Origin of the sequence: Priestia koreensis (assembly GCF_022646885.1) — a bacterium.
GTDB lineage: Bacteria > Bacillota > Bacilli > Bacillales > Bacillaceae_H > Bacillus_AG > Bacillus_AG koreensis_A.
Genome location: NZ_CP061868.1, coordinates 2,897,640 through 2,923,448 on the forward strand (window position 1 = coordinate 2,897,640; position 25,809 = coordinate 2,923,448).

General features: G+C 40.3%; 25 protein-coding genes and 2 riboswitches. Of the genes, 8 read left to right on the forward strand and 17 right to left on the reverse strand.

All coding sequences use genetic code 11. The annotated features are described in order from the left end of the window. Positions 1–300: 300 nt before the first annotated feature. Positions 301–1,533 (reverse strand): S41 family peptidase, encoded by a 1,233-nt coding sequence (locus IE339_RS15275; RefSeq protein WP_242168864.1) that lies wholly within the window; start codon positions 1,531–1,533, stop codon positions 301–303. 507 nt (positions 1,534–2,040) lie between these two features. Between IE339_RS15275 and IE339_RS15280 the strand changes: the two genes are divergently transcribed. Continuing rightward, the gene (locus IE339_RS15280) at positions 2,041–2,424 is read left to right on the forward strand and encodes a hypothetical protein (protein WP_242168866.1); all 384 of its coding nucleotides are present in this window, start codon (positions 2,041–2,043) and stop codon (positions 2,422–2,424) included. 890 nt (positions 2,425–3,314) lie between these two features. On the opposite strand, the gene IE339_RS15285 is transcribed toward IE339_RS15280, so the two are convergent. From IE339_RS15285 to thiT, 3 genes are all read right to left on the reverse strand, one after another. After that, positions 3,315–3,635: a winged helix-turn-helix transcriptional regulator gene (locus tag IE339_RS15285; protein ID WP_242168868.1), complete on the reverse strand. Its 321-nt coding sequence runs from the start codon at positions 3,633–3,635 to the stop codon at positions 3,315–3,317. A gap of 284 nt (positions 3,636–3,919) precedes the next feature. Next, on the reverse strand, positions 3,920–4,288 hold the full coding sequence (locus IE339_RS15290) for a VOC family protein (protein WP_242168870.1): 369 nt from the start codon (positions 4,286–4,288) through the stop codon (positions 3,920–3,922). Positions 4,289–4,446: 158 nt separating this feature from the next. Next, the gene (gene thiT / locus IE339_RS15295) at positions 4,447–5,013 is read right to left on the reverse strand and encodes an energy-coupled thiamine transporter ThiT (protein WP_242168872.1); all 567 of its coding nucleotides are present in this window, start codon (positions 5,011–5,013) and stop codon (positions 4,447–4,449) included. Positions 5,014–5,069: 56 nt separating this feature from the next. After that, positions 5,070–5,174, reverse strand: a riboswitch (TPP riboswitch). 225 nt (positions 5,175–5,399) lie between these two features. Between thiT and IE339_RS15300 the strand changes: the two genes are divergently transcribed. From IE339_RS15300 to IE339_RS15310, 3 genes are all read left to right on the forward strand, one after another. Continuing rightward, on the forward strand, positions 5,400–6,689 hold the full coding sequence (locus IE339_RS15300; RefSeq protein WP_242168874.1) for a dicarboxylate/amino acid:cation symporter: 1,290 nt from the start codon (positions 5,400–5,402) through the stop codon (positions 6,687–6,689). A gap of 127 nt (positions 6,690–6,816) precedes the next feature. Beyond that, positions 6,817–7,008: riboswitch (Lysine riboswitch) on the forward strand. Positions 7,009–7,107: 99 nt separating this feature from the next. Next, entirely contained in the window at positions 7,108–8,580 is a 1,473-nt protein-coding gene (locus tag IE339_RS15305; protein ID WP_242168876.1) for an amino acid permease, read from the forward strand. 76 nt (positions 8,581–8,656) lie between these two features. Next, on the forward strand, positions 8,657–9,502 hold the full coding sequence (locus tag IE339_RS15310) for a M48 family metalloprotease (protein ID WP_242168878.1): 846 nt from the start codon (positions 8,657–8,659) through the stop codon (positions 9,500–9,502). Here IE339_RS15310 and IE339_RS15315 read toward each other — a convergent pair. From IE339_RS15315 to IE339_RS15325, 3 genes are all read right to left on the reverse strand, one after another. After that, positions 9,485–9,691 carry a DUF5316 family protein gene (locus tag IE339_RS15315; protein WP_242168880.1) on the reverse strand — a complete coding sequence of 69 codons (207 nt, stop codon included), beginning with the start codon at positions 9,689–9,691 and terminating at the stop codon, positions 9,485–9,487. The two genes, IE339_RS15310 and IE339_RS15315, sit on opposite strands and share 18 nt — an antisense overlap. 135 nt (positions 9,692–9,826) lie before the next feature. Then, positions 9,827–10,759 carry a 1,4-dihydroxy-2-naphthoate polyprenyltransferase gene (locus IE339_RS15320; RefSeq protein ID WP_242168882.1) on the reverse strand — a complete coding sequence of 311 codons (933 nt, stop codon included), beginning with the start codon at positions 10,757–10,759 and terminating at the stop codon, positions 9,827–9,829. 220 nt (positions 10,760–10,979) lie between these two features. Beyond that, positions 10,980–12,221 carry an MDR family MFS transporter gene (locus IE339_RS15325; protein ID WP_242168884.1) on the reverse strand — a complete coding sequence of 414 codons (1,242 nt, stop codon included), beginning with the start codon at positions 12,219–12,221 and terminating at the stop codon, positions 10,980–10,982. A gap of 291 nt (positions 12,222–12,512) precedes the next feature. Here IE339_RS15325 and IE339_RS15330 point away from each other — a divergent pair, with 291 nt between their 5' ends. Together IE339_RS15330 and IE339_RS15335 are read left to right on the forward strand one after the other, a co-directional pair. After that, complete coding sequence (locus IE339_RS15330) at positions 12,513–13,172, forward strand: SMI1/KNR4 family protein (RefSeq protein WP_242168886.1); 660 nt, start codon at positions 12,513–12,515, stop codon at positions 13,170–13,172. 30 nt (positions 13,173–13,202) lie between these two features. Next, on the forward strand, positions 13,203–13,790 hold the full coding sequence (locus IE339_RS15335; RefSeq protein ID WP_242168888.1) for an LOG family protein: 588 nt from the start codon (positions 13,203–13,205) through the stop codon (positions 13,788–13,790). A gap of 22 nt (positions 13,791–13,812) precedes the next feature. On the opposite strand, the gene IE339_RS15340 is transcribed toward IE339_RS15335, so the two are convergent. Continuing rightward, positions 13,813–14,256 (reverse strand): hypothetical protein, encoded by a 444-nt coding sequence (locus tag IE339_RS15340; protein ID WP_242168890.1) that lies wholly within the window; start codon positions 14,254–14,256, stop codon positions 13,813–13,815. Between the two features lie 158 nt (positions 14,257–14,414). Between IE339_RS15340 and IE339_RS15345 the strand changes: the two genes are divergently transcribed. Both IE339_RS15345 and rluF read left to right on the forward strand, forming a co-directional pair. Beyond that, a complete protein-coding gene (locus IE339_RS15345; protein WP_242168891.1) occupies positions 14,415–15,200 on the forward strand; it encodes an SDR family oxidoreductase in 786 nt (261 codons plus the stop codon). Between the two features lie 133 nt (positions 15,201–15,333). Then, entirely contained in the window at positions 15,334–16,044 is a 711-nt protein-coding gene (rluF, locus tag IE339_RS15350) for a 23S rRNA pseudouridine(2604) synthase RluF (RefSeq protein ID WP_242168893.1), read from the forward strand. Between the two features lie 37 nt (positions 16,045–16,081). On the opposite strand, the gene IE339_RS15355 is transcribed toward rluF, so the two are convergent. The 9 genes from IE339_RS15355 to IE339_RS15395 all read right to left on the reverse strand — a co-directional run bounded on the left by IE339_RS15355 (position 16,082) and on the right by IE339_RS15395 (position 25,798). Further along, on the reverse strand, positions 16,082–16,714 hold the full coding sequence (locus tag IE339_RS15355) for an HlyD family secretion protein (RefSeq protein WP_242168896.1): 633 nt from the start codon (positions 16,712–16,714) through the stop codon (positions 16,082–16,084). 15 nt (positions 16,715–16,729) lie between these two features. Further along, positions 16,730–18,361 carry an MFS transporter gene (locus tag IE339_RS15360; protein WP_242168898.1) on the reverse strand — a complete coding sequence of 544 codons (1,632 nt, stop codon included), beginning with the start codon at positions 18,359–18,361 and terminating at the stop codon, positions 16,730–16,732. A gap of 318 nt (positions 18,362–18,679) precedes the next feature. Beyond that, positions 18,680–19,108, reverse strand: a complete 429-nt coding sequence (locus tag IE339_RS15365; RefSeq protein ID WP_242168900.1) for a MarR family winged helix-turn-helix transcriptional regulator — start codon at positions 19,106–19,108, stop codon at positions 18,680–18,682. 192 nt (positions 19,109–19,300) lie between these two features. Next, on the reverse strand, positions 19,301–19,618 hold the full coding sequence (locus tag IE339_RS15370) for a hypothetical protein (RefSeq protein ID WP_242168902.1): 318 nt from the start codon (positions 19,616–19,618) through the stop codon (positions 19,301–19,303). A 302-nt stretch (positions 19,619–19,920) separates the two neighbouring features. After that, entirely contained in the window at positions 19,921–20,901 is a 981-nt protein-coding gene (locus tag IE339_RS15375) for an ABC transporter permease (protein WP_242168903.1), read from the reverse strand. Beyond that, complete coding sequence (locus IE339_RS15380) at positions 20,894–21,805, reverse strand: ABC transporter ATP-binding protein (protein WP_242168905.1); 912 nt, start codon at positions 21,803–21,805, stop codon at positions 20,894–20,896. The genes IE339_RS15375 and IE339_RS15380 overlap by 8 nt, the downstream gene beginning before the upstream one ends. Before the next feature lie 14 nt (positions 21,806–21,819). Further along, positions 21,820–22,605 carry an SGNH/GDSL hydrolase family protein gene (locus IE339_RS15385; RefSeq protein WP_242168907.1) on the reverse strand — a complete coding sequence of 262 codons (786 nt, stop codon included), beginning with the start codon at positions 22,603–22,605 and terminating at the stop codon, positions 21,820–21,822. Positions 22,606–22,875: 270 nt separating this feature from the next. After that, the gene (locus IE339_RS15390) at positions 22,876–24,438 is read right to left on the reverse strand and encodes a fatty acid--CoA ligase (protein WP_242168908.1); all 1,563 of its coding nucleotides are present in this window, start codon (positions 24,436–24,438) and stop codon (positions 22,876–22,878) included. Between the two features lie 208 nt (positions 24,439–24,646). After that, positions 24,647–25,798, reverse strand: coding sequence for a thiolase family protein (locus tag IE339_RS15395; protein ID WP_242168910.1), 1,152 nt, complete (start codon positions 25,796–25,798; stop codon positions 24,647–24,649). Positions 25,799–25,809 lie beyond the last annotated feature (11 nt).

Genomic DNA, 25,809 nt, shown 5'->3' on the forward strand with positions numbered 1-25,809 from the left:
CAAAAAGTGGTTTTCTTTCTGTTTAATCAAGCTATTGATTGAACAGCTGTAGCCTCTTTATTTTCCCATTGCTCGTATACTTCTTTAAACTCTTCTGGAATCTAAACTTTAGATCGGCCAAACAAAAAACCGTCATTCTGCATAGTACTAGCATGATTAGGGCTTTAATTGACATAATCTCCCAATTAATCGCCCCAACTATTTACCACGAAACAATCATCTTCCATTTCGCCTTACAAATCAAAAACCATACGATAATTACCTATGTATACATCGTTATACTCAATTCCTCCATTGTATTTAGTTACGTATTTTTATCATTTCTAATACATAAGCTAAATCTTTATCCTCGTTTATATGTTCAGGTGTCCACGGAATATAAATGTGCGGTTCCACACCTTTACCATTCATTGAATAGTTTCCATTCATTTTTGAAATGCCGTACCCAAATTCATAGTCACCATAATCAATTGTAACAACATTGAAGTAATCCATAATTCCCATCGTAGCACGTCCTACGACTGTTACCTTTGGAGACTTTTTCACATTGGCAACAAAAGTATCACCTGAACTGCCACAATAATAATCAGATAATACATAAACACTAGTAGGATTTTTATATCCGTTAATTACAAAATCTTCATCTTCTGGAACTTCTAACAATCCTTTATCTTGATTTTTCTTAAATAGAGAAATTTCTTTATTTAACATTTCAATTGTATCTTTATTAAGTTCCTGCTTCAGGTAATTCTCCAACTCCTGTGTCCATAAACGACAATTACGTTCTGTGTAATTTGTGTACATAACTTCATCTTTATCAAATAAATCTGAAAAATTAATTTTGCAATCAAAAATATAATTCAGTAAAGGAAAATAAAATGAATCATTACCTCCATGGTTGACACGTACATCTATAATCAAATTTTTTGTTTGCTCTAAAACGTCCCGATTATCTTTTATTAGTCTTTGGACGGGCTCTTCCTCTGCAAAATCTGTTATTTTGATATAGACTGTCTCATTATTTATCTGTTTGAAAGTATGACAGGGCTTATATGCTTTTGCCTCATAATGGGCAAGAGGAATCTCAAATCGCTCACCATTTCTCTCCACACACACAACTTTGGATCTGCGAATAACACTATTCCACCGTTGACGTTCAGGTAATTCTTCCTCTAACCTTTTACGGTATTTAAGTGCTAATTCCCCAACGTCTTCATAATCTATTTCGACAATTTTATCCCCGGCAATTATCCGATTTTCTTGAGGTGATTCTGTCACATATAACGTATCTTTATATCGCCTTACTGAAAAACCCACATATGGAATTTCTGATTTTTTGGAATAAAACCATAAATGACCATCATGAAAATCAAGTAAATAATCTTGAATGGTTTCTTCAAAGGTACGTTCACTCATATCATTAGAGATGGTATAGAATTCAGGATGATTAGAAAGTTTTTTTTCTAAATAACCCGCGTAATCATTCTGTAAAACTTTTTGAATATCCTTGAAGATTTCTTCTTTTGAAAACAATAATTATCCCCTCTCTTTCTCCTTTTTACTTCAACAAGAAAGAATATTATCCTTTTAAACAATTCGTGACAGCTGAAAGGAAGTAACTGAATAATATAAGAAATATTTTTTTATGAACCTATATTAAAAGATGATTTGGATGTGCCTAATGCCGGTAACCTCAAAACGCTGAGAAAGTTCGAATTGTATTTTACATTTTATTGCTGGGCTACATTTGAGAAATAATTGTAATATATCTAACCTACCTTAGAGTTTTAGAACCTAAATGGCTGCTTCATTAGCAAAGTTAAGAAAACAAGCACAAGCATTAATTTTCTTTACATCTCTTGGTAGATCGTTACCATCTAGTTTCTCTGTTGTAAGACTTACCAGTTTATTTGTTTCTTTTGAAACGATGGTGATAATTAGATACCCTGGTAACTAATTATGTAAAATATATACATTTTTCCCTTAATAAAACTTAAATATGTTAACATACAAGTAGACATTTTGTAGGGGGATTTGACGTTGAAAAAGTATTTTTTGTTTTTAGGATTTATAGCTACTCTTTTATTAGCGTTGTCGAGTTGTAGTAGTAAGGATGAAAGTATTCGCTTTGAAGGTGAAGGAGAACACTGGAAAGCTTTATACCTTTTAACTAAAGGAGAAAATACTCAGAATGGGCAAGGCAATATCATCTATAAAGGAAAAGATAAAGAAAAATTAGGAAAAGTTTCTTTTATCTTTGAAGGAGAAACAGAAAAATTAAAAGGTACAGATAATGCGTCGGAAGGAAAAATCAATTTAAATAGCAACTGTAGTGGATGCTCTACTCAGAGTAGCAAAGTCCCTTATCATGTGACAATAAAATGGGACGGTAAAGAAGATAAGTTTGATTTAAAAGCAAAGTAAAAATTCTTAATAGAATCCGTTTTATGTTAAGGATACCGCCAACATTTCGCAAATTAATGTGTGGATCAGGGTTGGAATAGTACGATGAAGATGCTAAAAGCAATATTGAATCCTATGTTGGACATCGCGATGGCTACTACAATAGTGGCAAATGGAAAAGCTAAATCAATTGACTGCGTACTCGTTAGGATTTGCTCTTAAACATCAACAAGTCACTGATGTGTGCCAGTGGCTTGCTTGCATTTTAATTATTCTCTCTGTTAATGATTTTCTTCTGCAGCTACCAGGACAGGTTAGTTGAAGAAGAAGCGGTGATCGGACTTAGTGAATTAGTTAGGTAGTTGAAAATATAGAGAAGGTTTTTATACTATCTGTGTCTTCCATTCTTTTTGCTTGTCAATCGAAAAACAAGCCGACTGAAACCACTGCTAATTCAACTGCTAAATTGGAAAATGATAAAAAACTGCCGGTCAAAAAAAATTTAAAAACATTCGCATTTCAAAGCCTAAAGGATTCAATGAAACCACTTTTGATGACAAAGAATCCTTAAAAGGCTTTCAAGACATTTTTTCAAGTGCAATAAGAGAGCCCGGAAAAGTTGATATGAATATCCCTGAATTTTATATGGATGTCGTTTATGATAAGAATAATCACCAAAGTTTATATTTAGGGATAGGGAAAAAAGGCAAAGAAGTATATTCATGAAACTAGAAGATACAAGCACCATCTATACTGTTTCAAATGAAGGGATCGATAAGTTAATTGAGCTAGTCGAAAGTCGATTTAGCTAAAATTTTGCACGACGTAACTTGTCAGGATGCTTTGGAAACTTCCTTAACAGCCTAAAGAGATCCAGCATTTCTGCTGGATCTCCCAAATGTTTATGTCTATTAAGCTTCTTCAACCTCAATCCATTCCTGTGACCATTGCTCCATTTCACGGATAATTGGCTCGAGTGCTCGTCCTTTTTCTGTTAGCGAGTACTCTATTCTCACTGGCGTTTCTGGATATACTTCACGATTTACAATTCCTTCTTGCTCAAGCTCTTTTAAACGTTCAGACAGTAAGCGTCCGCTGATTGGAATAGCTGACTCAATGGAGCAAAAGCGCTGAGAATCACCTAATAGCTGGTGGATAATTAGCACATTCCATCGTTTGCTAATTACCTCCGCACACTTTTCAAATCTCGGACATAACGAAGATGATTTCATGGCATGCTCACCTCACCTTTTTTATTTGTTCATTCACCATGTTGACGTTCATAATTGTAATAATGTAAAAGACAAGGACCTTTCTATTATAGGTCTCTCATTATTATTATAAACGAAGTTACCATTAGTAAGTAGGAAATTACCTTAAAAAATGTGGATATTATATGAACATAATAAAAAATAATAAGGAGAAAAATCTAGCGTATTGCAATCGGACGTCACCCGGTCCTAACCGCAATTCCTTTGAACTTTCTCTCTACCTGTTGTTACGATACGTTTTTGTTTTAGAGAGAAAGAGCTTGGATCAACTCCACTCGATTGCCGAACGGATCTCGAAATTCAAAGCGATCGTATCCTGGTATTGGAACCCCTTCTAGTAGCTTAATGTTGTAGTTGGTTAAAATCGTTCGCCAGTGATTCAGATCCTCTACTTGGTAAGCGAGATGAGCTTTTGTTGTGGAACGGTCAACCCCTTCTTCTGTTCCGACATGCACATCTTGATGGCCAACTTTTAACCAAAACCCTCCTCTTCCTTTTAAGGACTCCGGTTTTTCAATTTCTGCTAATCCAAGGACCCTACAGTAAAAGTTTTTGCCCTCTTCTTCTGCTCCAGTTGGAATCGTAATTTGTGCATGATGCAAGCCAATAATCATATTTTCTCCCCCGCTCTCTGTTATTTCCTTTTAATGGTATAACAGAATATTTGATAAGTAAAATGCTGGTTTTTTATATTTGCTCATAACCATTTCTTATAGAAAAACAGTGTAAAAAAACGACTAACCGCTTCAAGAGCAATTAGTCGTTTCATACGTTACGCTCGACGTAACACGAGACGAGCTGAAGTTGGAATAATAAGAGATAGAATGATGGCACATAAAACAAATGACCCAAGCATGGAGACTCCATTTGAAATCAATGAATAAACAAAGGCCGATTGTCCCTTAGGTGCGTATTTCCCCCAAAAAATAATCCCTGCAATAAAGTGCCAAATATAGCGAGCAACACTACCAATAAACACTCCTGCGATAATGGAAGCAATCAGCTTTGGACGATTCCCCTCTTTCGCATGCTTTTGTACAGAACGTGCGTACAAGCCTGTAAATCCAATACAAGCAAACGCGATAATGTATTCCATCACCGGCTGAATGAAGAATCCGATTGTGGATGGCTCGATAATTAATTGTAAAATTCCCCATAGAAGTCCAGCAATGGTTCCGCCTTTTACGCCCCATCTGAACGCAATGAGCATGACGGGAACCATCGCAAAGGAAATCGAAATAGCAGATGAAATTTTAAACGAAATGAGTAAATCAAGAATCAGCGAAATCGCTGCAAAAATAGCAATTTCAATGACGGCTACTAAACTTAGCTGTTTCATTACAAAAAACCTCCTGTTCGTTATGAATACGTTCATCACACAGGAGGTAGATATTAGCAAGATCTACGCCACAATCCCTACGCTAGCATTAACTAACAGGTTCAAAGGGTCCGAACTAACAATGAGTTCATCTCAGCACATGTGCTCCCCCTGTGGTATACGTATAAAATTAATCGGTGTTCGACAATGGTCGACATTTCTACTTGTTATTATAGCAAAGAAAAGCTGTTCTGTCGCGGTTTTTTCGTTTTTCCTTTTTGATGGGGGTCTGTCCCCCATCCCTTTAAAGCGTTAATAAATTTGAACTTTATGTGACAAATTCTGAATTGTTTGTTAACATTATACTTATAGTGGAAACGCATACAAATCAAGGAGGGTCTATACATATGCAACAAGTACAACAAAAAAAGCCTTTATATCGTAATTTAACATTTCAAGTTGTCATCGGGATCCTGCTTGGGATTACAATCGGTTACCTCTTCCCTGAGTTCGGCTCGAAGCTGAAAGTACTAGCCGATATTTTCATTAAGCTTATTAAAATGGTCATTGCCCCAATTATTTTCTTTACCGTTGTTATTGGGATTGGCAGCATGGGTGACTTAAAAAAGGTCGGAAAAATTGGCGGGAAGGCGCTGATTTACTTTGAAATAGTCACCACCTTTGCTCTAGCAATTGGGATCATCGTCGTTAATGTACTAAAGCCAGGAAAAGGGTTTAATACAAGTGGAGCAAGTGCTGGTGCCGTTGAGCAGTACACGAAGCAAGCGAGCGAGTCGGGGCATGGTGTGATGGATTTTATTATGGGCATCGTGCCAGATAACGTGATCGGAGCGATGGCTTCTGGTGATTTGCTACCTGTCCTCTTTTTTGCCGTATTGTTTGGCGTTTCAACCGCTGCACTAGGGGCAAAAGCTGAGCCAGTGATTCAATTATTTCAGCGCTTAACAGATATTTTCTTTGGAATCGTGAATATAATTATGAAAGTATCTCCAATTGCGGCCTTTGGAGCTATGGCTTACACAATTGGCACCTTTGGTATCGGCACACTCGCATCACTAGGAAAGCTAATGGGATCTGTTTATCTGACGATGTTCCTGTTCATTGTCGTCGTCCTCGGTCTCATTGCCAAGTTCTTTAAGTTTAATATCTTTAAGTTTCTCGCTTATATCAAAGAAGAGCTTCTTCTTGTACTCGGAACGTCTTCATCCGAATCAGCGCTTCCAGGTTTGATGAAAAAGCTAGAGAACTATGGCTGTTCAAAGCCCGTTGTCGGGTTAGTCGTACCGACTGGATATTCGTTTAACCTTGACGGAACGTCCATTTATCTTTCTATGGCAGCCATTTTTATTGCCCAAGCCTACGGAGTAGACCTCAGTCTTGGAAAGGAGTTAACGCTTCTTGGGATTTTAATGCTCACGTCCAAAGGAGCAGCCGGTGTAACCGGATCTGGTTTCATCACCTTAGCAGCGACTCTTACCGCCTTTCCGATGATTCCGGCGGCTGGAATTGCCTTAATTATTGGCGTTGACCGCTTTATGTCGGAAGCACGCGCGATTACCAATATTATTGGAAACGCAGTAGCCACAGTTGTTATCTCAAAATCTGAGAATGAGTTTCATCCACCAGAACCGGCTTCTGTCGTTCCAACAAATAATGATAAAACTATCGCAAAATAAGAAACTATTAGAATAAAAAGAATATATTCTAGACGCCTATTTCTTTGTGAATTCCTAGTGACAAAGTCATAGGCGTCTGCTATAATTCGTTTCATACTTAATTTTATAAGCAAACCCTCATCCTAACCGATGAGGTAGAGGTCGCGGTTTTTAATAGTAAAGCGAAGAAGATGCAGAGAACATTGAGGAATTCGTTTGAAAGGAAAAATCGCCGAAGTTTATTTCGCTTCTCTGGTGAAATAAGCTGGGGCTGTATCCAAATAGGAACAGAACTGTCACATTTGTCCTTACCAGACACGTGTGAAGTGCTATCTTCATGGAAGGTTGATGCGGTTTAATGTTAAAAGCCAGCAAATTCCTTTTTGCGGCTTTTTTTTGTTATTCAGCCTCCTTCCTACAATCGAAAGGAGAACTTGGTATGCAAGATCATGCAATGAAACAAGGGGCAAACGCCCAAACTAGTAACAATGAATTAAAACGAGGGTTGCAAGCTCGTCACTTAACGATGATTTCACTCGGTGGAGCAATCGGAACAGGCTTATTTCTCGCAAGCGGTGGTGCGATTCATACCGCAGGACCCGGTGGCGCTCTATTAGCGTATACAGTAATTGGGATTATGGTTTACTTTTTAATGACGTCTTTAGCAGAGCTTGCGTCTTATATGCCTGAAGCTGGATCTTTCAGTACGTATGCGACGCGATTTGTCGATCCTTCACTTGGATTCGCTCTTGGATGGAACTACTGGTATAACTGGGCCATCACGATTGCGGCTGAGCTTTCGGCAAGTGCTCTTATTATGAAATTTTGGTTTCCGAATACGCCTTCGCTTTTATGGAGTGCATTGTTCTTACTCGTCATGTTTGGACTAAACTATTTATCTGTAAAAGGCTTCGGAGAATCTGAATTTTGGTTTTCACTTATTAAAGTCGTTACGGTTATTATCTTTTTAATTGTCGGTGTGTTAATGATTTTCGGTATCTTTACTGGTGATGCACCTGGCTTTAAAAACTTTACGATGGACGGCGGTCCTATTCACGGCGGGTTCTTTACGGTGCTAGGAATCTTTATGGCAGCTGGTTTCTCATTCCAAGGAACAGAGCTTCTTGGGGTAGCGGCTGGTGAGAGTGAAGACCCAGCTAAAACCGTTCCACGTGCGGTTCGCCAAGTATTCTGGCGTATTTTACTCTTTTATATTTTAGCCATTTTTGTAATTGGTATGCTGATTCCTTACACAGCAAGTTCATTAGCAAGCGACGATGTTCGTGTAAGTCCATTCACCCTTATCTTTGAACGTGCAGGCTTTGCATTCGCTGCTTCAGCGATGAATGCCGTTATTTTAACAGCCGTTTTATCTGCTGGTAACTCAGGCATGTACGCATCAACGCGTATGCTTTGGAACCTTGCAAAAGAAGGAAAAGCACCTCGCTTCTTAGCGAAAATTGATAATCGTGGTGTCCCAATCAATGCGCTTATTATCACTGCATTAGTTGGAACACTTGCTTTCTTAGCTTCTCTATTTGGTGATGGTCAAGTGTATTCTTGGTTATTAAATGCATCTGGTATGTCCGGATTTATCGCATGGCTTGGTGTGGCAATCAGTCACTTCCGCTTCCGTCGTGCCTTTATAGCGCAAGGTCATGACCTGAGCGAGTTACCGTACCGTTCAAAATGGTTCCCATTCGGTCCGATCTTTGCTTTTGTCCTTTGTGCGGTCGTTATTCTCGGACAAAACTACGGCGCATTTATGGGCGGCTCAGTAGACTGGAACGGAGTGCTTGTTTCATATATTGGTCTTCCCCTCTTTTTAGCGGTATGGTTGATTTATAAATTCACGAAAAAATCAAAGCTTATCCCACTAAAAGAATGTCAAGTTGTGCCAACAGAAAAATAATGTTTAAAAGAGCTTAGAGAATCCTCTAAGCTCTTTTTTATATGATAAACTAGTGATAAAAAGGATGAAATAGTTCATGAACATAATCGACTCCGTTCCCGATTTTCTAAACGGTTCTTTCCGTTCCCTTTCATCATTACGCGCCTACTTTAACAAATATCCCAATCTTTTCACTTCGTACTTTGCCTACCATTGTCAGGATACTGAGGAACGTCATATACAGTCACTGCAAAAGTATCCAGCAATTATGGCTGACATCAAAAGAACACATCAAGAAATCATTCCAATTATTCATGCGGTCGCAATTGAATATCACGTTCTATATAAGTTGACATTCCCTATAAACGTGAATTTAATTGTCGGGGGCTTTGGCTCAAATGCTTTTGCGGAGCGAGAAATTATCCCGAATGTAACCTTTGCGCTCGAGCGACTATCTCCACACCCTCACCATTTAAAAGTCATTATAGCCCATGAGTTTGGCCATGTCGCACAAAACATGTTGTCAGATGCTGCAGGAATGAAGTGGGATGAGCTTAATTGGTTGGACCCTCTCATCTGGCTTTTGCAAGAGGGAGCGGCCATTCACTTTTCTAGGAAAACAGTGCCTGCGTTGAACGAATCCATCTACTTCTCCTTCGATGACACGGGTGATGACTGGCTTCTTTTTTGTAAAAAGCATCAGCAAGAGTTAAAACGGCAGTTTGCAGCTGATTACAATCAACTCAGTTCAAACGCGCTGTTTCATGAATGGTTTTCCATTCGCGGCGGTTTCCATTATGGCTATCAGCGAATTGGTTATTTTCTTGCCGACTTGTTTTTTCAGAATCAGATCGCGAAGTTTGGAGAAGATGAAGCCATTATTGCGTGGAGACATGAGGAATTTTATGTGAAGGCGAAGGAATGGTTAACGAATGTAGTATAAGCATGAGGCAATGATTAGACAAATTACACCAATGATTCCTGTATAGATTCCTGCCTTTATGCGAATATGTTGGTGCTCTGGCGTTTCAGAGTAAAAATTACCTTGTTGTCCATTGCCACTTACCCAAGCACCAATTAAAATTCCTGAAACAATTACGCTCATTGCCCAAATGATTAATAGCATTGACATCGTCACTTCCCACCTTTCCATTCGAAGTTTTGCTTTCTTTATTGTATATAGAGTATGTGCAAAATGTGTATATATGTGGACAGGAAGAAAGTAAAAAGGATGATCACTCATTGGATCATCCTTTTACTATAACAATTAAATTAAGTAGCTAATGAATAAGCCGACTGATAATAAAAATCCGTAAAACGTATTCGTTTGAGCCGTTGATTTCATTGCGACAATCATGTTAGCCGGGCGTTTGCCTCCTAAGAAGCCTTGCATTGCCTGAACGGGCTTTGGAACGCTTAAAAAGACAACAAGCGTCCATACGCTCACATGACCGGCAATAATAAGTGCAACTACCCACGCGTATGAAATGGCGAACAGTATGCCAAGAAGCGTAATCGCCCCTTTAGACCCCATTAAAATCGCCAGTGTTTTGCGGCCTCCGCGCGTATCTTCTTCAATATCACGAATATTATTTGAAAGGTTAATTGCGCCGACTAGGATGGCAATTGGGACAGAAATTAAAATACTGTCTGTGCTCACTTCTCCGGTTTGAATGAAAAAGGAAATAAGAACAAAAAGAGAACCCATGCATATTCCAGAAAATAATTCGCCGAATGGTGTGTAGGCGATTGGAAGTGGGCCTCCTGTATAAAGGTAACCAATGGCCATTCCAACAAGACCCATTAATGCTAACCACCAGCTACTGCTGCTACAAATATAAACACCTAATAAAATGGCAATTGCATAACAAGCGAGAGCAAGATTTAACACTGTTTTTGGCTTCATTCCTTCACGAACGATCGCGCCTCCGATTCCAACTGATTCGGCTGTGTCCAATCCTCTCTTAAAATCATAATATTCATTAAACAAATTGGTGGCAATTTGAATAAATAGACAGGCAAAAAGCATTGCTAAAAATAGCCAAACATTAACTTCTACGGTGTACATTGACAAGACCGTTCCGATAAGTACCGGAACAAACGAAGCGGTTAAAGTATGTGGGCGCGTAAGTTGCCACAGCACCTTTCCTTTGCTTTGCTTCTGATGCGGTGCACCTTGCGTCTGTGGATTTTGATTCATTTTATTCTTCCCTTCTATCTTTGAACGCTCATGTGATAAACGAGCGACTAATTTTCTCATTTTTTAACAGGAAGTAATGTGAATGCTCTAATTGTCTTTCCCCTTGTCTATCATAATAATTTTAACGTTTTTTTACAAGGTAAGAAACCGAGAAATTCGTCGAAAAAAGTCGTGAAAACGTTATTTTTCACGACTTTTCATTCGTTCATTCATTTTTTTACTATAACACCACTTTTGTACTGACGGGGGCTGACATTTTCTGTTTTTTACTTAGCAGTTTTTTATACGCTAAAAACAGAATCGGAATTCCGATGATCGTCACAAGAGAAAGCGTTCCGAAAATGGCGGCTGGGTGTGTCACACCGAAGTAATCCAGTAAAAACCCACCTGCCCACGGTCCCATTACGTTTCCAAACTGCGTAAAGCCCATCGCCCCAAAATATGTTCCTTTGAGCTCTGGTTTCGCAATTTCATCAATTAACACGTCCATCATCGTAAACAGAAGCACCTCACCAATCGTAAAGAAAACGACTAAAACAATGATCGTGGATAAGTGATGAGCAAACGAAAATCCAAATAAACTCAGCGAAACGAGGATATTTCCTCCTATTAGGGACAAAAACGGTGAGTAATTTTTTGCAAATCGTACAACAGGATACTGAATGATGAGCACAACCACAGCATTTAGCGATAGCATAATGGAAAAAATCTTCGCTCCGTCTCCGAAGTCAGGCGATAGAGAATAGAACTGTGAGAGTGTCGCAGAGAAATGAGAATAGCCAAAGGAACAAAGCGTGACACCTGCTAGTGTTAAAAGAAATAATTTATCTCTTCTCGTCACGGTGAACGCTTCGCTCATTGCAATACGAGTCGTTTGTTCAGTGCCTTCCTTTGATATTGGATGACGCATGAACGTCATGGCAAGCGTAACTCCATACACCGCGTATACGGCTGCAGCGATAAAAAAGAGGTTGGTGCTTTTAGAAGCCCCCAGAAGTGCGCCGATTAATGGGCCAAATACAACTCCAACATTGATCGCAGCATATCTTAAATTAAAGATGAATAGCTTATTTTCCTTTGTCGTAATATCTGATAAAATAGCGCGTGACGTAGGTTCAAAAAGTGCTCTGCACAGCCCGTTCAGCGCATTCATTATAAAAAAGGCCCAAACGTGCTGACTGAATCCGAATCCAATGAAGACGGCTGTCCACATAAATACCGAAAGCAGGAGAATCGTTTTTCGACCAAAACGATCCGACATGTACCCTCCGTAAAAACTAGCAAAAATCCCAACAAGTGAACTGATAGCGATAATCATGCCGGTCATGGACGGCGTTACGTGCATAACTTTTGTTAAATAAATAGCTAGAAACGGAATGTTCATCGAAGTGGCCATTCGACCAAATATCGTTCCTATAATGATGTTCCACCCTAATGGATGAATGTTTTTTAATGTCTTCATTCACATCCCCTTACTTTCCTCACACATTTGCACTTCAAGTATGATGATTATATAATTTCTGCTTTGTATCGACGTCCAGACAAAGAATGAATTCCTTCTCCGCCTTTAGACGTAAAAACCTTTCTCATTATAACAGAAATATCTTCCATTTTATGAATTGTTTTATTATAAAACGATTTCTAGCAGCTTATTGCCCGAAGTTTTTACATGACGGAATTTCATCACTCTGTTAAAATATGTAATTAGGTACATAGTCACAGTTTGTCCAACCTAAAGGAGAAGTGATGATGGATGACGAAGAATACATTATTGCAGGAGTTGTGGCTTGAATACGTTGCTGTATTAGATAAGCAGTTTCCTGGATACTCAACTTACTTAAATGGTCCTGCTACAGAGCTTGATATTCAACAAACGGAAGAAAAAATGGGCATTACCTTACCTGATGAACTCGTCCAGCTCTATTTATTACATAACGGAGATAGTAATCATTTAATGGGATCATTTCTTGGTTTACCGTTTTTGACACTTGAGGAGATGCATAGTCATTGGAACAACTGGAAAGAGCTACTAGAAAATGAATCTGAGGCTGATATGGAGCAGCTAAGTGCTTTTTCTACGTCCATTCCAAAGAACCAAATTAAAGCAACCTACGCCAATCGAAAGTGGATTCCACTTTCCTACGATTATAGTGGCAATCACATCGGCATTGATTTAGACCCAGATGTGAACGGCGTAATAGGACAAGTCATCAATTTTGGGCGTGATGAAGATGAGAAATATGTTCTAGCCGCAAGCTTACATGACTTTTTGACACTTATGATACAATTAGTAAAAGGTCTGTCCTTCACAATTAAAATGGACAAGCAGTATGATCAGGTGGTTTTTATGTGGCAGGATGATATTCATCCAATTGACGGATTAAAAACCATCCGAAAAAAAACCATTCATTAATAACCTTTTTTAAAGGAGCGATGAAAAAGAATGAAATCTATTTGTGTATTCGCAGGGTCTAGCTATGGGACACGTCCTTCTTATCAGGAGACAGCGCGTCAACTTGGAGAGTACATGGGAACTCACGGCTATCGTCTCATTTACGGTGGCTCGAAAACAGGATTAATGGGTGAAGTGGCAAATGCAGCGCTTGCTCATGGCGGTGAGGTCGTTGGCATCATGCCAAGCGGATTAGCAAAGGGAGAGATTGTTCATACTGCGTTAACGGAATATATTGAAGTCGATAGCATGCATGAACGAAAAGCAATGATGCACAGTTTAGCAGACGGATACATTGCTTTGCCAGGAGGATTTGGGACATTTGAGGAGCTTTTTGAAGCCCTTTGCTGGTCTCAAATCGGGATTCATCAGCATCCCATCGGATTACTGAACGTAGATGGTTATTACGATCTTCTTCTAAAAATGGTCGAGCATAGCATGAAGGAAGGGTTCGCTCCTCCTACAAACATGAGCCTGATGAGCATATCTGCTACTCCTCACGAGCTTATTCATTCGATGTCGGATTATTTGCCACCAGATGGCCAATTAAAATGGCAACCAAAAAACAACCAGCGATGATTTTCCACCGCTGGTTGTTTTCTTACTGATGGCTTTTATCTAAAAATTCGTTTTGTCCGTTAATCATCCAATACTGATTTTGCTTTGGTACATCATCAATAAAGTCTCTGTATTCGCCGGACCAGCCCTTTGGTACGTTTTTCTCAAAGGTAGAAGATTCCAAAACCAATGACTGAAGCGTTTTATGATCAAGGTCAATGCTCAGTGCTGGAACGAGATCAAGAATGCTTTCGTAGTTCTTCTCATGTAGCAGGTCAGCTAGTTCTTCAGTCTGCACATAGAAGGGTTTCATTTTTTCAAGAAACGTCCCTTCTCCTCGCTGCTCGATGCATTCAATGCTGTACTCTTTCCCATGCTTTTCTGAAGAAACGATCCACATGTCCTTTCCTGTCACGTACCAGCACCATATCCCATCCTTAACGATTCCGATAATTAATGTTTGGTCATACTTTGGCTTATATTGCACACAACCACCCGACCTTTTTAAAAGTAAAAGCTTCTGTAATTAGTGTTATTCACCTATTTAGAAAATGCTAAACATTTGGTCTCCCTCCTACGTCACATGTTTTCTTTTTTTGCTTTGCGGATATAGTACATAAAACATATTTTATGGGAGGAAATGACATGCAAAAACGATTAGCAAACAAAATTGCCGTAGTAACAGGAGGTGCATCTGGCATCGGACGTGCCTCCGCTCTCCGATTAGCTGCTGAAGGCGCAACGGTAGCCATCATTGACTTAAAGGAATCAGATGCCTTACCCGTCCAAAAGGAAATTCAACAGGCAGGCGGCGAATGTCTCGTTGTCGAAGCAGATGTTTCGAATCCAGAAAGCATGGAAAAAGCGATTTCCTCAATTTCAGAGAAGTTTGAAGCCATTCATATTGTGTTATCGAACGCAGGGATTAACGGCGCCTTCTCACCGATTGAAGAGCTCTCTTCGGACGAATGGGATCAAACCATTCAGACAAACCTTCGTGGAACCTTCTTAACAGTTAAAAATTGCCTACCCCATATGAAAAAACACGGTGGAAGCATCATCATCACAAGCTCTATTAATGGAAACCGCACATTTTCTAACTTTGGGATGGCAGCATACAGCACATCAAAAGCAGGTCAAATGGCGTTTGGAAAAATGGCGGCGCTTGAGCTTGCGCAATATAAAATTCGCGTCAACATTATTTGTCCAGGGGCAATCGAAACAAACATCGAAGAAAATACGTTCCGAAATGAAGAAAAGCTAGAGGAAATTAAAATTCCTGTGGAGTACCCAGAAGGAAATCAACCGCTCAAACATAAATCAGCTGAGCCTGAGCAAGTTGCAAATCTCGTCTACTTTTTAGCTTCTGAGGAATCTAATCATATTACGGGAAGTGAAATGTACATAGACGGCGCAGAGTCCCTTCTCTAAAGGCGTTAGCTTGCAATACCCCCTCTTTTCTGTTATCTTGAATAAGGTTCATTCAGTTGACGAAATAGCCTCCCACACGTATGGGAGGCTCTACTTTTTTACCTACATATTGACAATAAAGGTGTGAGTTACATTGCGAATTAATAAATTTATTAGTGAATCTGGCGTTACATCAAGACGAGGTGCAGATAAGTGGATTCTCGCTGGTAAAGTAACGATCAACGGACAGAAAGCAGAATTGGGCAGTCAGGTGGAGCCTGGTGACGACGTCCGCGTAGACGGGAAACCGATTTCGGTTGAGCAACAGAACGTCTACATTGCTCTAAATAAACCTGTCGGAATTACGAGCACAACAGAACGTCACATCAAAGGAAACATCGTTGATTTCGTGAATCATCCGCTCCGAATCTTTCATATCGGACGCTTGGATAAAGATTCTGACGGCCTCATCCTTCTCACAAATGATGGCGACATCGTAAATGAAATTTTACGTGCGGAAAATAAGCATGAAAAAGAATACATTGTAACGGTAGATCATCCTATTACTCCTTCCTTTATAAAGAAAATGTCCGAAGGTGTAGAAATTTTAGATACGAAAACACTTCCTTGTAAAGTTGAACAGCTATCACGAGATACGTTTAAAATTATTCTGACACAGGGACTAAATCGTCAAATTCGCCGCATGTGCTCAGCGCTTGGATACGGAGTTCGTCGCCTTCAGCGCACACGAATCATGAACATCCATTTAAAAGGACTCAAAATTGGTCAGTGGCGTGATTTGACACCTACTGAGCTTAAGCAGTTATTTAACGATTTAAACTACACGCCGAAAAATCAAGCATAAAAAAAGAGCGATCACCACTGATCGCTCTTTTGGCATCTTATAGAGAAATTTTTACTTCAGCATTCATACCTGGTTTGATTTTGTCTGAAGGGTTTTTAATTGAAATTTTCACCGCTACTTTTTGCGTTACTTTTGTGTAGTTACCGCTACTGCTTTGGTCTGGCATCATGGATAACGCACTGTTTGTTGCGTAACCGATTTTTTCAACTTTACCTTCATACGTTGTTCCAGAATCTCCGTCAACGACTACGTCTACTTTGTCGCCTTCATCGATATCTTTTAAATCTGTTTCTTCAATGTTCGCTGTGATGTACATGCTTTTAAGATCTGCTACTTGAGCCAGTACTTGACCTTGTTGCACAAGTTGATTTGCATGTGTGTTACTTTGAATAACTGTTCCTTCGTTTGTAGCCGTTACAGAACCGCTTTGTTCGCCTGCAATTTTACCGACAACACTGTCTTTTGATACTTCGTCGCCTTCTTTAATGTTCCACTCTGTTAGCTTTCCGTTTGCTGGTGCTACGACTTGTGTCATATCAGCTTGTACTTTTGCTTCATCTGTTTTTACATAGTTTTGACTTTGGTAGTAGTAGTAAGCTCCGCCACCGATAAGAGCTAGTACTACAATGATTCCGATTAAGTTCGTTAAAATTAAACGTCCTCTACTCATATTTCATTCTCCTTTTTATTGTTCATTTTTAGGTGATGGAAGAAGAGCTGGTTTTTGTTTTTTCGGCTTTTCTTCTTTTGATCGTAATCCTAAACCTTTACCAGTAACAGCTTTACCAATTGAGGCAATTAACATAATAGCTCCTAGCACAATAATCCATACGAATGTATTGTGATAAGCCTCTAAAATGGCTGCTTTTTTCGCATTTACGATAACTGAAAACATAGCATTTGTTTTCGCATCGGCCAGCGATTGACCTTGTGCCATTAAATATTGAATCATTTTTGTTAATTCATTCGTCACTTCTGGATCTCCATTAATGACATTATTGCGAATATCTTCGTAATGAGTGGCATTGCGTGTTGTGATGAACCATGCGACGACCGGCGTCACAATCGCACCTAGGAAGTTACGTACAGCATGTAAGGAAACCGAACGATCTGATGCATGATGTAGATCTCCTGCAAGCGCCGTTCCGAGTGCACCTGATACAAGTGCCATACTGATACCAATTCCTAAAAAGGCAATTTGTGCATACAACGTTGTGATGCTTGTAGAGAATCCAACGTGAAGCCAATCAATGCCAAGCACGATAATAATAATGGAACCAACAATACCAAGCGTTCCTGCTCCAACGACATCGTATAAAAATGTACAAATAAGAGCTGATGCAACAATCCCGATGAAGAACCAAAGATAAAAGATGCTCAAGTTCCTAAATGGAATATCCAAAATGTTACGTAAAATACCATTAATACCGGCAATCGCAACGACTAATACCACATGGCCTACAATTGCCATCGTGGCTCCTGACATTGCTTTCCACGACCATAGGGAATGCAGCGGAACCAATGGATTCGATACGCGTGAGTCTACATTAATAAATAAACCTAATAAAATGACGTCCATAAGTAGAAAAGGCCAAACGTATAAAGAATCAAAGCCCTTTTGCTGTAAATTCAACAGTGGTGAAATCGTTACAAGCGTAATAACCGTAAGCAAGAAAACACCCGTTTTATCAATTGGACGTGGATCTAATTCTTTCTCTGTTGGCTTTGGTAGTACAATTAGGCCAATCACTAAACAAATTACCGCAGTTACAATGTTTAATGAGAATAACCAGCGCCAAGCATCAACGCTTAGTGATAGCGCACCAAAAAATGCCCCAACTGCTGATGAACCAAATAAACCACTAATAATAAAGAATAAGAAAAAATTTCGAATATGGCCTGGGAATGAAATTAACGTTGCGGGAATAATCGTTAAAAATAACATACCAGCCGTCAATCCTTGAATGGTTCGACCCGCAATTAATAACCCAATGTCAGCAGAAAATGTATTCAAAATTGAGCCGACTAAAAAGGCCGAAATTAAAATTAAATAGGTAGGTCGTAATCCATACCTTCTAGACAATACTCGTCCTAATGGTACACCGAGTGCGAAAGCTAAATTTGATAAAATGGAAGGATATAATATTTTATTCCCATTTAAATTCAGTCCGCCTTGGACCACAATTTGGTTGACCGAGTAAGCCAGGTTTGTAAAATACTGTGGACCTACTGCAAGGATCGTTAAAATCGTTACGACCAAGTATTTTGGAATGGTAAACTTTTTTCTCTCAGCCGGTGCGGTCTGGGTTTGACTCATGCAAGCTCCTCCTTTTTAGTTTTTAATATTTACGTTTAGACATGATATTATATAAGTGAAATTATTCACAAACATGTCCATCAATGGTGAAAGGTCTTAAGTTTATATGTTTACTTAATACTATTTCAGCTTTCAATTCGGTTTCAGAAGATACATCATTTACCCTTATCAGCTAAACTTCCATTGCATAAGTTGTATTATACAACTTGCGAGCAACAAGTTAAAGAGATTAGCTTCACTTTTGCCGAGAAAATTTATGACAAATTTATGACAGCATAAAAAGAGACTAGCATAACCATATACTCGTCTCTTCCCTCTCTATCTGCCCCAGCGCTTAAAATCACGATTCAGTCGTTTTAAATTGGTTTCTAATACCTTTAATTCTTCCTCAGTCCATTCACCAAGCACTTCAGCATAAGCATTTTGCCTCGCTTTTTGCACAAGTGTTAAAATATGCTTTCCTTCTGCTGTAATTTCTAACAGACTTACTCGGCCGTTTTTCGGATCGGGATAGCGCGAAATCAGTTTTTTGCTTTCTAGCGTTGCCACTTGCCTACTGGCGGTTGAAAGATTGAGCATTAATTGTTCCGCAATTTCATTAATTGCGAGCGGACTTTTTTGCTCTAATTGACTGAGAAGTAAATATTCTGAGCGGTCAAGCGTACCCAACTTTGGACTGTAGGCCGTTGTGAGCCGTACAAGTAGTGCAATTTCATGCTCAATAATTCCGAGTGATTCAAGATCCATTGGTAATTCCCCCCGTAAACCACATTTTCACATTGCTTCTTATGTATTTTTCAAGCCTGTCTGCATTTCTTTACCATTATAACGCGTTTTTTTCATTAAACAAACCGTACTAACATAAGACTCTTTATACAAGTTCGCGAAATATTTTTAACAAACAAAAGACCCCTCTTCTAAGGGGCCTTCACTTTATTTTTATTCTTCCGGGTACTTAATGCCTAGCTTTTTCATGGCAGCCGCGTCTGATCCCGTTTTTTTGTAGCTATCATCAATCATTTTTTTAATTTTCGGCGGTGCTGCTTCGTAAAGATCAGCAATGTCTGTTACGGGTTGTTTAGACTGCTGATACTTCTTCAAAATTTTATAATATGTATCGTATTCTTTCTCACTAGTAGGTTGGACGGCTTGTACTTTAGATTGAGCTGTATCTGATGCATGAATTGGAGTTAACGTACTAGCAGTTGAGAAACCTAAAAGTAAAAAAGTTCCTAAAGCAAGTGTCGTTTTTTTCATTTATATTCCTCTCCTTTACCAATTTCATTCGTCTTTTATTTGTTGAGTCCTGCAAAATTTTTCAATGAATCATTTTTTTCTTATACTTCATGTTTACCCGCCTTTTGTTTCTTTAATCTTTATTTTCGCATTTTTTTCAATATGATGGTTATTGTATCGGAAAAGCGGTACAAATAACGAGATCAACAAATAGAAAACGAACGAGGGCTTTTAGAATTTTATGTGACCTGATACTATATAGACGCAAAAAAACTCCGCAAAGTTTCAACACTTGCGAAGTTTTTTTAAAAATCCGTTTTTCATTAATAAACGTCTCGTTTTGTGAAGACGAGAAATGACGTAATAAAGGCCGCCGCGCCCCAAATAGCCAAAACAATTAAAGAAAACCCTAACGTCATGCCTTCAATTGGTGGTGGACTTCCAGCTAAATAGCCCGTTAAATCTAAGTTTACAACGAATAAATATTTTGCCGTTTCCCATGAGGACACCATGTTGCTTAAGATGGTACCCGCGATTAGACAGGCAAGCATAACGCCCATACCGGCAGCCGTGCTTCGAATAAGCACAGAGAACATAAAAGAAAACGTACCGACCACTAACGACACGAACCACGCTAGACCAAATTCCATCAGCAGGTAACGCCACTGTGGTACAAGATGTACTCCCGCTGTATTAAGCTCTCCTGATTGAACGGTGAAACCAGTCAGCACAGGTGCTGACCAACCTGTAAAGCCAAATACGATTCCCGATATGAGATACGCAAGAGCACCAAACATAAGAACAATGATGGATACGGCTAACACCAGGGTCATGTATTTGCTCATTAAGATCTTCCACCGCCGCACAGGTCGTGTCAACAGAAGCTTGATCGTCCCCATACTATTTTCAGACGACACGATGTCAGAGGCGACGACGAGTACCATAAGCGGAAGCAGAAGCTGAATGGCATTTTCAATAAACCCTCTTACAAACGTTGGTGCCCCAGGCTCAGTTGGATTGATGTCATGATCCAAGTAATACTGTTGCTGTGTTACACGAATTTGCAGCTGCTTTTTCCATTCATCTGAAATTTGACTGCCGCTTAGTCGATTTTGTGTATCCACGATTTGCTGTTGTAGAGATGAGCGCCAGTCGGTTGTTCCTAATTTTTCGCGCAAACGCTCGGTCTCTTTATACTGTGCGTACGTGAACGTCCCGATAAGAACCGCCATAATTAGCCCGACAACAACAAGCCGCTTTTTCGTTACAAGCTTCAGCATTTCGTTATACAGTAAATTAGCCAATAGACTCTCCTCCCGTCATTTCCAGGAACAGATCTTCTAGCGTCGGGAGCTTGTGATTCATCTCTTGCACCGTTACGCCCGCTTCCACTAGCTTTTGATTCCATACCCCTACTTCATCATCTTCATAAGGAGTAATTAAATAAGCCCCATCTTCCTTTACCGACTCGGTAAGCTGTTCGAGAATCTCTTTTCCTTTTTCATACGGGGTCACTTTCCAAATGAGCGTTTCTTGTCTTGCCAATAATGTTTTGACGGATTCTGTATGAAGAACCTGCCCTTTTGAAATGATCGCCACTCGGTCACACATTAACTGAATCTCACTTAATAAGTGACTCGAAACGAGCACGCTCAGACCTTGCTCCTCCGCTAGTGAACGAATAAATTTACGCATTTCACGTATCCCGGACGGATCTAATCCATTTGTTGGCTCGTCTAAAATAAGCACTTTCGGATCTCCAAGCATCGCTTGAGCAATTCCGAGACGCTGACGCATTCCGAGAGAGTAGGTTTTTACACGATCGTGAATTCTTGCCTCTAGACCGACAAGCTCCACGACCTCCATAATACGATCTTCCCCTACCCCGCGAAGCATTCTCGCAAAGTGACGTAGGTTCTCCCATCCGCTTAAAAACGGGTAAAGCTCGGGATTTTCAACAATACATCCTAAGTTACTCATAGCTTCTGTAAAATCAGTTGCTACATTTTTCCCACAAATATGAATGCTTCCTTCTGTAGGACGAATTAAGCCGACAAGCATTCGAATCGTCGTCGTTTTACCCGCACCGTTTGGTCCTAAAAATCCAAAAACCTCTCCGCTTCGCAATTCAAAATCAATGCCTTTAATAATGTCGCGTTTGCCAATTCTCTTTTTTAATCCTTTAACAGACAATGTTACGCTACTCACGGCCTCTCCCTCCTTTACCATGTAATCAATGATGCCACCCGATCAGCCACGAGCTTGTAGCCTTCCGCATTCGGATGAAAATGATCTGAGTATAAATAATCGTCTACTTTTAGTTCAAAAATATCGAACGTTGGTACAAATACCGTTTTTGGGTACTTTGCGCTCAGCTCAGCGCTTTTAAAATTCCATTCCCGGACAATCGATGACGTTTGATTCGCATTGTCCATTTTAATAAACGGATTATATAACCCAATAAAGAAAATCGTTGCGTCTTTATTCACAGCACGCATCGTACTTAAAATACTATTCACGTTTTTTAAGTACTGATTTTGAAGGGTTTTGACATTATTCAAATTCAGATCAACAAGCGTTTGCCCGCTTTGGAAAAGGTCATTTCCACCAATTGTCATCATAATAACATCAGCATCTTTTAGCTGGCGCTGTACTTCTGGCTGCTTGACCTGCTGTAGCAACTGATTGGAACGTTGCCCTTTGATACCGAGATTTGATAGGTATATTTTGCGATCTGTTTTTTCTTCAAGGCTATCTTTTACATTTCCAACGTATCCTTTTCCAGTTGAGTCACCTGTTCCTCTTGTTAAGGAGTCACCGATCGCGATGATGTTGAAACGATTATCTTGTTTCGCCTTGCTATCCGTCTCAACAGATTTTGAAGCAATTGCAGGGGGATTTGCCGGTACACGAAGATATTCATATAAGGACCAGCCAAGTCCGACTAGCCAAAGCAGGCAGGCAAGTCCTGATACAGCAGCAATAAGTTGAATCCATTTCCCTCTCAATGTTGAACCTCCTTTTATGTATTTGATAGAGAACGAATCCTTGAAAAAGGGGTTATGTATCTCTGTTAGGAAGATTATAGCAAAACCGATATACCGAGTGCGAATATTAGGCGGCTGTTTCGTATAAAAAAAGCAACGCTGGTTCGTAATTTGTTCACAGAACAAAAAAACATATGGAAAGCTCTTAAGCATTTCCATATGTTTCGAAGGGACCAAACGTATCACATAGAAAGCTCATCGTAACCGCTTTTCATTGAACGGTTACGATTTTCACACACCTTCTACCGCTTCTTCAATCTCTTTACGCAGAACGAATTTTTGAATCTTACCGCTCGCATTACGCGGGAGTGCTTCGCAGAATATGTAGCGACGCGGTCTCTTATAATTGGCGAGTTTGTCACTTGATTTGCAGAATAAATCGAGCTCCTCTTCCGTGAGCGTGTGATCTTTACGAACGACAAATGCCGTCACTGATTCTCCCCACTTCTGATGTGGTTCTCCTATGACCGCTACATCCAAAATTCCTTCATGCTCAAAAAGTAGGTCTTCAATTTCACGAGGATAAACGTTCTCACCCCCGCTAATGATCATATCGTCTACTCGGTCCTGAACGAACAAGTAGCCATCTTCATCGAGGTAACCAATATCTCCAGAGTGATACCAGCCTTTGTACAGGGCTTTTTTAGTCGCTTCTTCTAGATTAAAATACCCCTGCATCACACACGGACCTTGTACAAGGATTTCACCGACTTCACCTGGAGGCAAAATATCCTCTGGATCAGAAGGGCCGTGTTCATTTGGCTTCACAATACGAATCTCATGATTAAGGCAAGCTTGGCCTGCTGATCCTGACTTACTAATTTGATCCTCTTCACCGAGAAACGTAATCGCAGGTCCCATTTCCGTCATTCCATATGCTTGGACAAACTTCGCACCGAGCTTCTTCTCGCAGGCACGAACAAGAGCCGGAGCCATCGGAGCTGCCCCGTATAAGCCGAGCGTCAAGCTTTTTAAATCATATTGCGTTACGTCTTCTTGAATCATCATATTCCACATGGTTGGTGCGGCAAACAGTTTGGTGATTTTTTCACTTTCGATGAGTTGGAGCACTTTTTGAGGATGAAATTGGTGTAAAATCGTGCTGTGTGCCCCTACGTGGACACGTGGTAAAAAGGCACAATGAAGTTCTGCACAATGAAACATTGGGGCTGTTACAAGGCCTCGGTCCTGTTTGTTTAAGTGAGTCGCATGACAGACAATGAGGCTTTGCTCGATCATGTCTCGGTGACAATGTAGGACCCCTTTTGGTCTTCCAGTCGTGCCACTTGTGTACATGATGGCATACACGTCATCTTCACTTACTTCTGCTGTAACGGGGGCTGAATCTTGCTTAGACAAAACGGTGTAGAAATCCTTTGCATAAGGGATCGACGTGTCGTCAATGCACCAAAAGCTCGTCTGATGAAATCGATCTGCAATGGGGGAAATCGTCGATGAGAGTGCTTGCTCAAATAAAACAATTTTCGGTTTTGCATCCGCAATAATGTAGGATACCTCCTCTGACATAAGTCGGAAATTAATCGGGTTAAAGATCGCCCCGATTTTCGCACAGGCGAATAAGACCGTTGCCAGTTCTTCCGTATTAAACAAGTAGGTGGACACACGGTCTCCCTTTTTAACGCCTTCGTGTGTAAAAGCCTGTGCGAGTTTGTTTACTTGATCGCTCCATTGTTTGTATGTGTAGCGAACGTTTTTACGCACATCGTAGAGTGCTTCTTTGTGTGGGTATTTGGCTACTGTGAGGTCAAACATCTTTCCAATCGTCATCGACATAAGGTCTCCCCCTTAATTTGGATTCACTTACCAACTGGCCCCTGACGGAATGCTTGTCAGGGGCCAGTTGGTAAGCATAAGCGGATGACATCTTCCCTTTCGGGCTGATGTCATCCGCTTATGTAGGTCTTTGAGGGTGAATTCCTGAGGCGGTTGTTGTGAGGTGTACGTTCTTTTGGAACGTGACATCCACAACTAAATATTTCTCTTAACTTAGGCGTTCGATGATCGTCGCGTTGGCCATTCCGTGGCCTTCGCACATTGTTTGTAGTCCGAAGCGTCCGCCCGTTCGTTCTAGCTCGTGCATCATTGTAATCATAATTCTTGCTCCGCTCGCTCCTAGTGGATGTCCTAGTGAAATAGCCCCTCCGTTTGGATTTAGTTTTGCAGGGTCAGCTCCTGTTTCTTTTAGCCATGCCATTACAACAGGAGCAAACGCTTCGTTTACTTCAAAAATATCAATCTCATCTAGTGAAAGGCCTGATTTTTCTAATGCTTTTTGAGTGGCTGGAATAGGACCTGTTAGCATGAGCGTTGGATCTGAGCCGACGACGACACGTGTATGAACGCGGAAACGTGGTTTTAATCCAAGCGATTCTGCTCTTTCTTTGGACATAAGCAATAGTGCGGCCGCGCCGTCGCTAATTTGACTTGCATTTCCAGCGTGAATGACTCCATCTTCTTTAAATACCGTTTTTAACGTCCCGAGCGCTTCTAGCGATGTTTCTTTTCTTGGACCAGAATCTTGCTTAACTGTTTCAATCGTTCCGTCCTCCAGCGTTACTTGAAGGGGTAAGATCTCACGTTCAAAGCGTCCTTCAGCCTGTGCTTTTAATGCCTTTTGATGACTTTGCAGTGAAAATTGATCGAGCTCTTCTCTTGTGAAGCCATATTTCTCAGCAATAAGCTCAGCCGATACGCCTTGATGAACCATGTGATGTTTCTCCTTAAGCTTCTCGCTAAGAGGCGCCCCTTGATAATTAGAGCCCATCGGTGTACGAGACATGCTTTCTACACCACCAGCGATGACGACATCCATATCTCCTGACAAAATAGCCTGTGCCGCAAAGTGAACGGCCTGCTGACTTGATCCGCACTGTCGGTCGATCGTCGTTCCAGGAACCTCGATTGGAAAGCCGGCAATAAGTGCTGAAACCCGAGCGATATCTCCCGCTTGCTCCCCTGACTGTGTCACACACCCAAAAATGATGTCTTCTATAAGCGCAGGATCAATCCCCGCACGTTCTACTAATCCCTTCAACACATCTGCTGCTAAATCATCTGGACGGATATCTTTGAACACTCCGTTTCGTCTACCGACTGCACTTCGTACTCCTTCAACAATAACGACTTCTCTCATCCTGCAATCCC

Bases quoted from the DNA above. Each gene is read 5' to 3' on its own strand.
- IE339_RS15285 (WP_242168868.1), bottom strand. From the start codon at position 3,635: ATGAAATCATCTTCGTTATGTCCGAGATTTGAAAAGTGTGCGGAGGTA.
- IE339_RS15290 (WP_242168870.1), bottom strand. From the start codon at position 4,288: ATGATTATTGGCTTGCATCATGCACAAATTACGATTCCAACTGGAGCA.
- thiT (WP_242168872.1), bottom strand. From the start codon at position 5,013: ATGAAACAGCTAAGTTTAGTAGCCGTCATTGAAATTGCTATTTTTGCA.
- IE339_RS15300 (WP_242168874.1), top strand. From the start codon at position 5,400: ATGCAACAAGTACAACAAAAAAAGCCTTTATATCGTAATTTAACATTT.
- IE339_RS15305 (WP_242168876.1), top strand. From the start codon at position 7,108: ATGCAAGATCATGCAATGAAACAAGGGGCAAACGCCCAAACTAGTAAC.
- IE339_RS15310 (WP_242168878.1), top strand. From the start codon at position 8,657: ATGAACATAATCGACTCCGTTCCCGATTTTCTAAACGGTTCTTTCCGT.
- IE339_RS15315 (WP_242168880.1), bottom strand. From the start codon at position 9,691: ATGTCAATGCTATTAATCATTTGGGCAATGAGCGTAATTGTTTCAGGA.
- IE339_RS15320 (WP_242168882.1), bottom strand. From the start codon at position 10,759: ATGAATCAAAATCCACAGACGCAAGGTGCACCGCATCAGAAGCAAAGC.
- IE339_RS15325 (WP_242168884.1), bottom strand. From the start codon at position 12,221: ATGAAGACATTAAAAAACATTCATCCATTAGGGTGGAACATCATTATA.
- IE339_RS15330 (WP_242168886.1), top strand. From the start codon at position 12,513: ATGACGAAGAATACATTATTGCAGGAGTTGTGGCTTGAATACGTTGCT.
- IE339_RS15335 (WP_242168888.1), top strand. From the start codon at position 13,203: ATGAAATCTATTTGTGTATTCGCAGGGTCTAGCTATGGGACACGTCCT.
- IE339_RS15345 (WP_242168891.1), top strand. From the start codon at position 14,415: ATGCAAAAACGATTAGCAAACAAAATTGCCGTAGTAACAGGAGGTGCA.
- IE339_RS15355 (WP_242168896.1), bottom strand. From the start codon at position 16,714: ATGAGTAGAGGACGTTTAATTTTAACGAACTTAATCGGAATCATTGTA.
- IE339_RS15360 (WP_242168898.1), bottom strand. From the start codon at position 18,361: ATGAGTCAAACCCAGACCGCACCGGCTGAGAGAAAAAAGTTTACCATT.
- IE339_RS15365 (WP_242168900.1), bottom strand. From the start codon at position 19,108: ATGGATCTTGAATCACTCGGAATTATTGAGCATGAAATTGCACTACTT.
- IE339_RS15370 (WP_242168902.1), bottom strand. From the start codon at position 19,618: ATGAAAAAAACGACACTTGCTTTAGGAACTTTTTTACTTTTAGGTTTC.
- IE339_RS15390 (WP_242168908.1), bottom strand. From the start codon at position 24,438: ATGTCGATGACGATTGGAAAGATGTTTGACCTCACAGTAGCCAAATAC.
- IE339_RS15395 (WP_242168910.1), bottom strand. From the start codon at position 25,798: ATGAGAGAAGTCGTTATTGTTGAAGGAGTACGAAGTGCAGTCGGTAGA.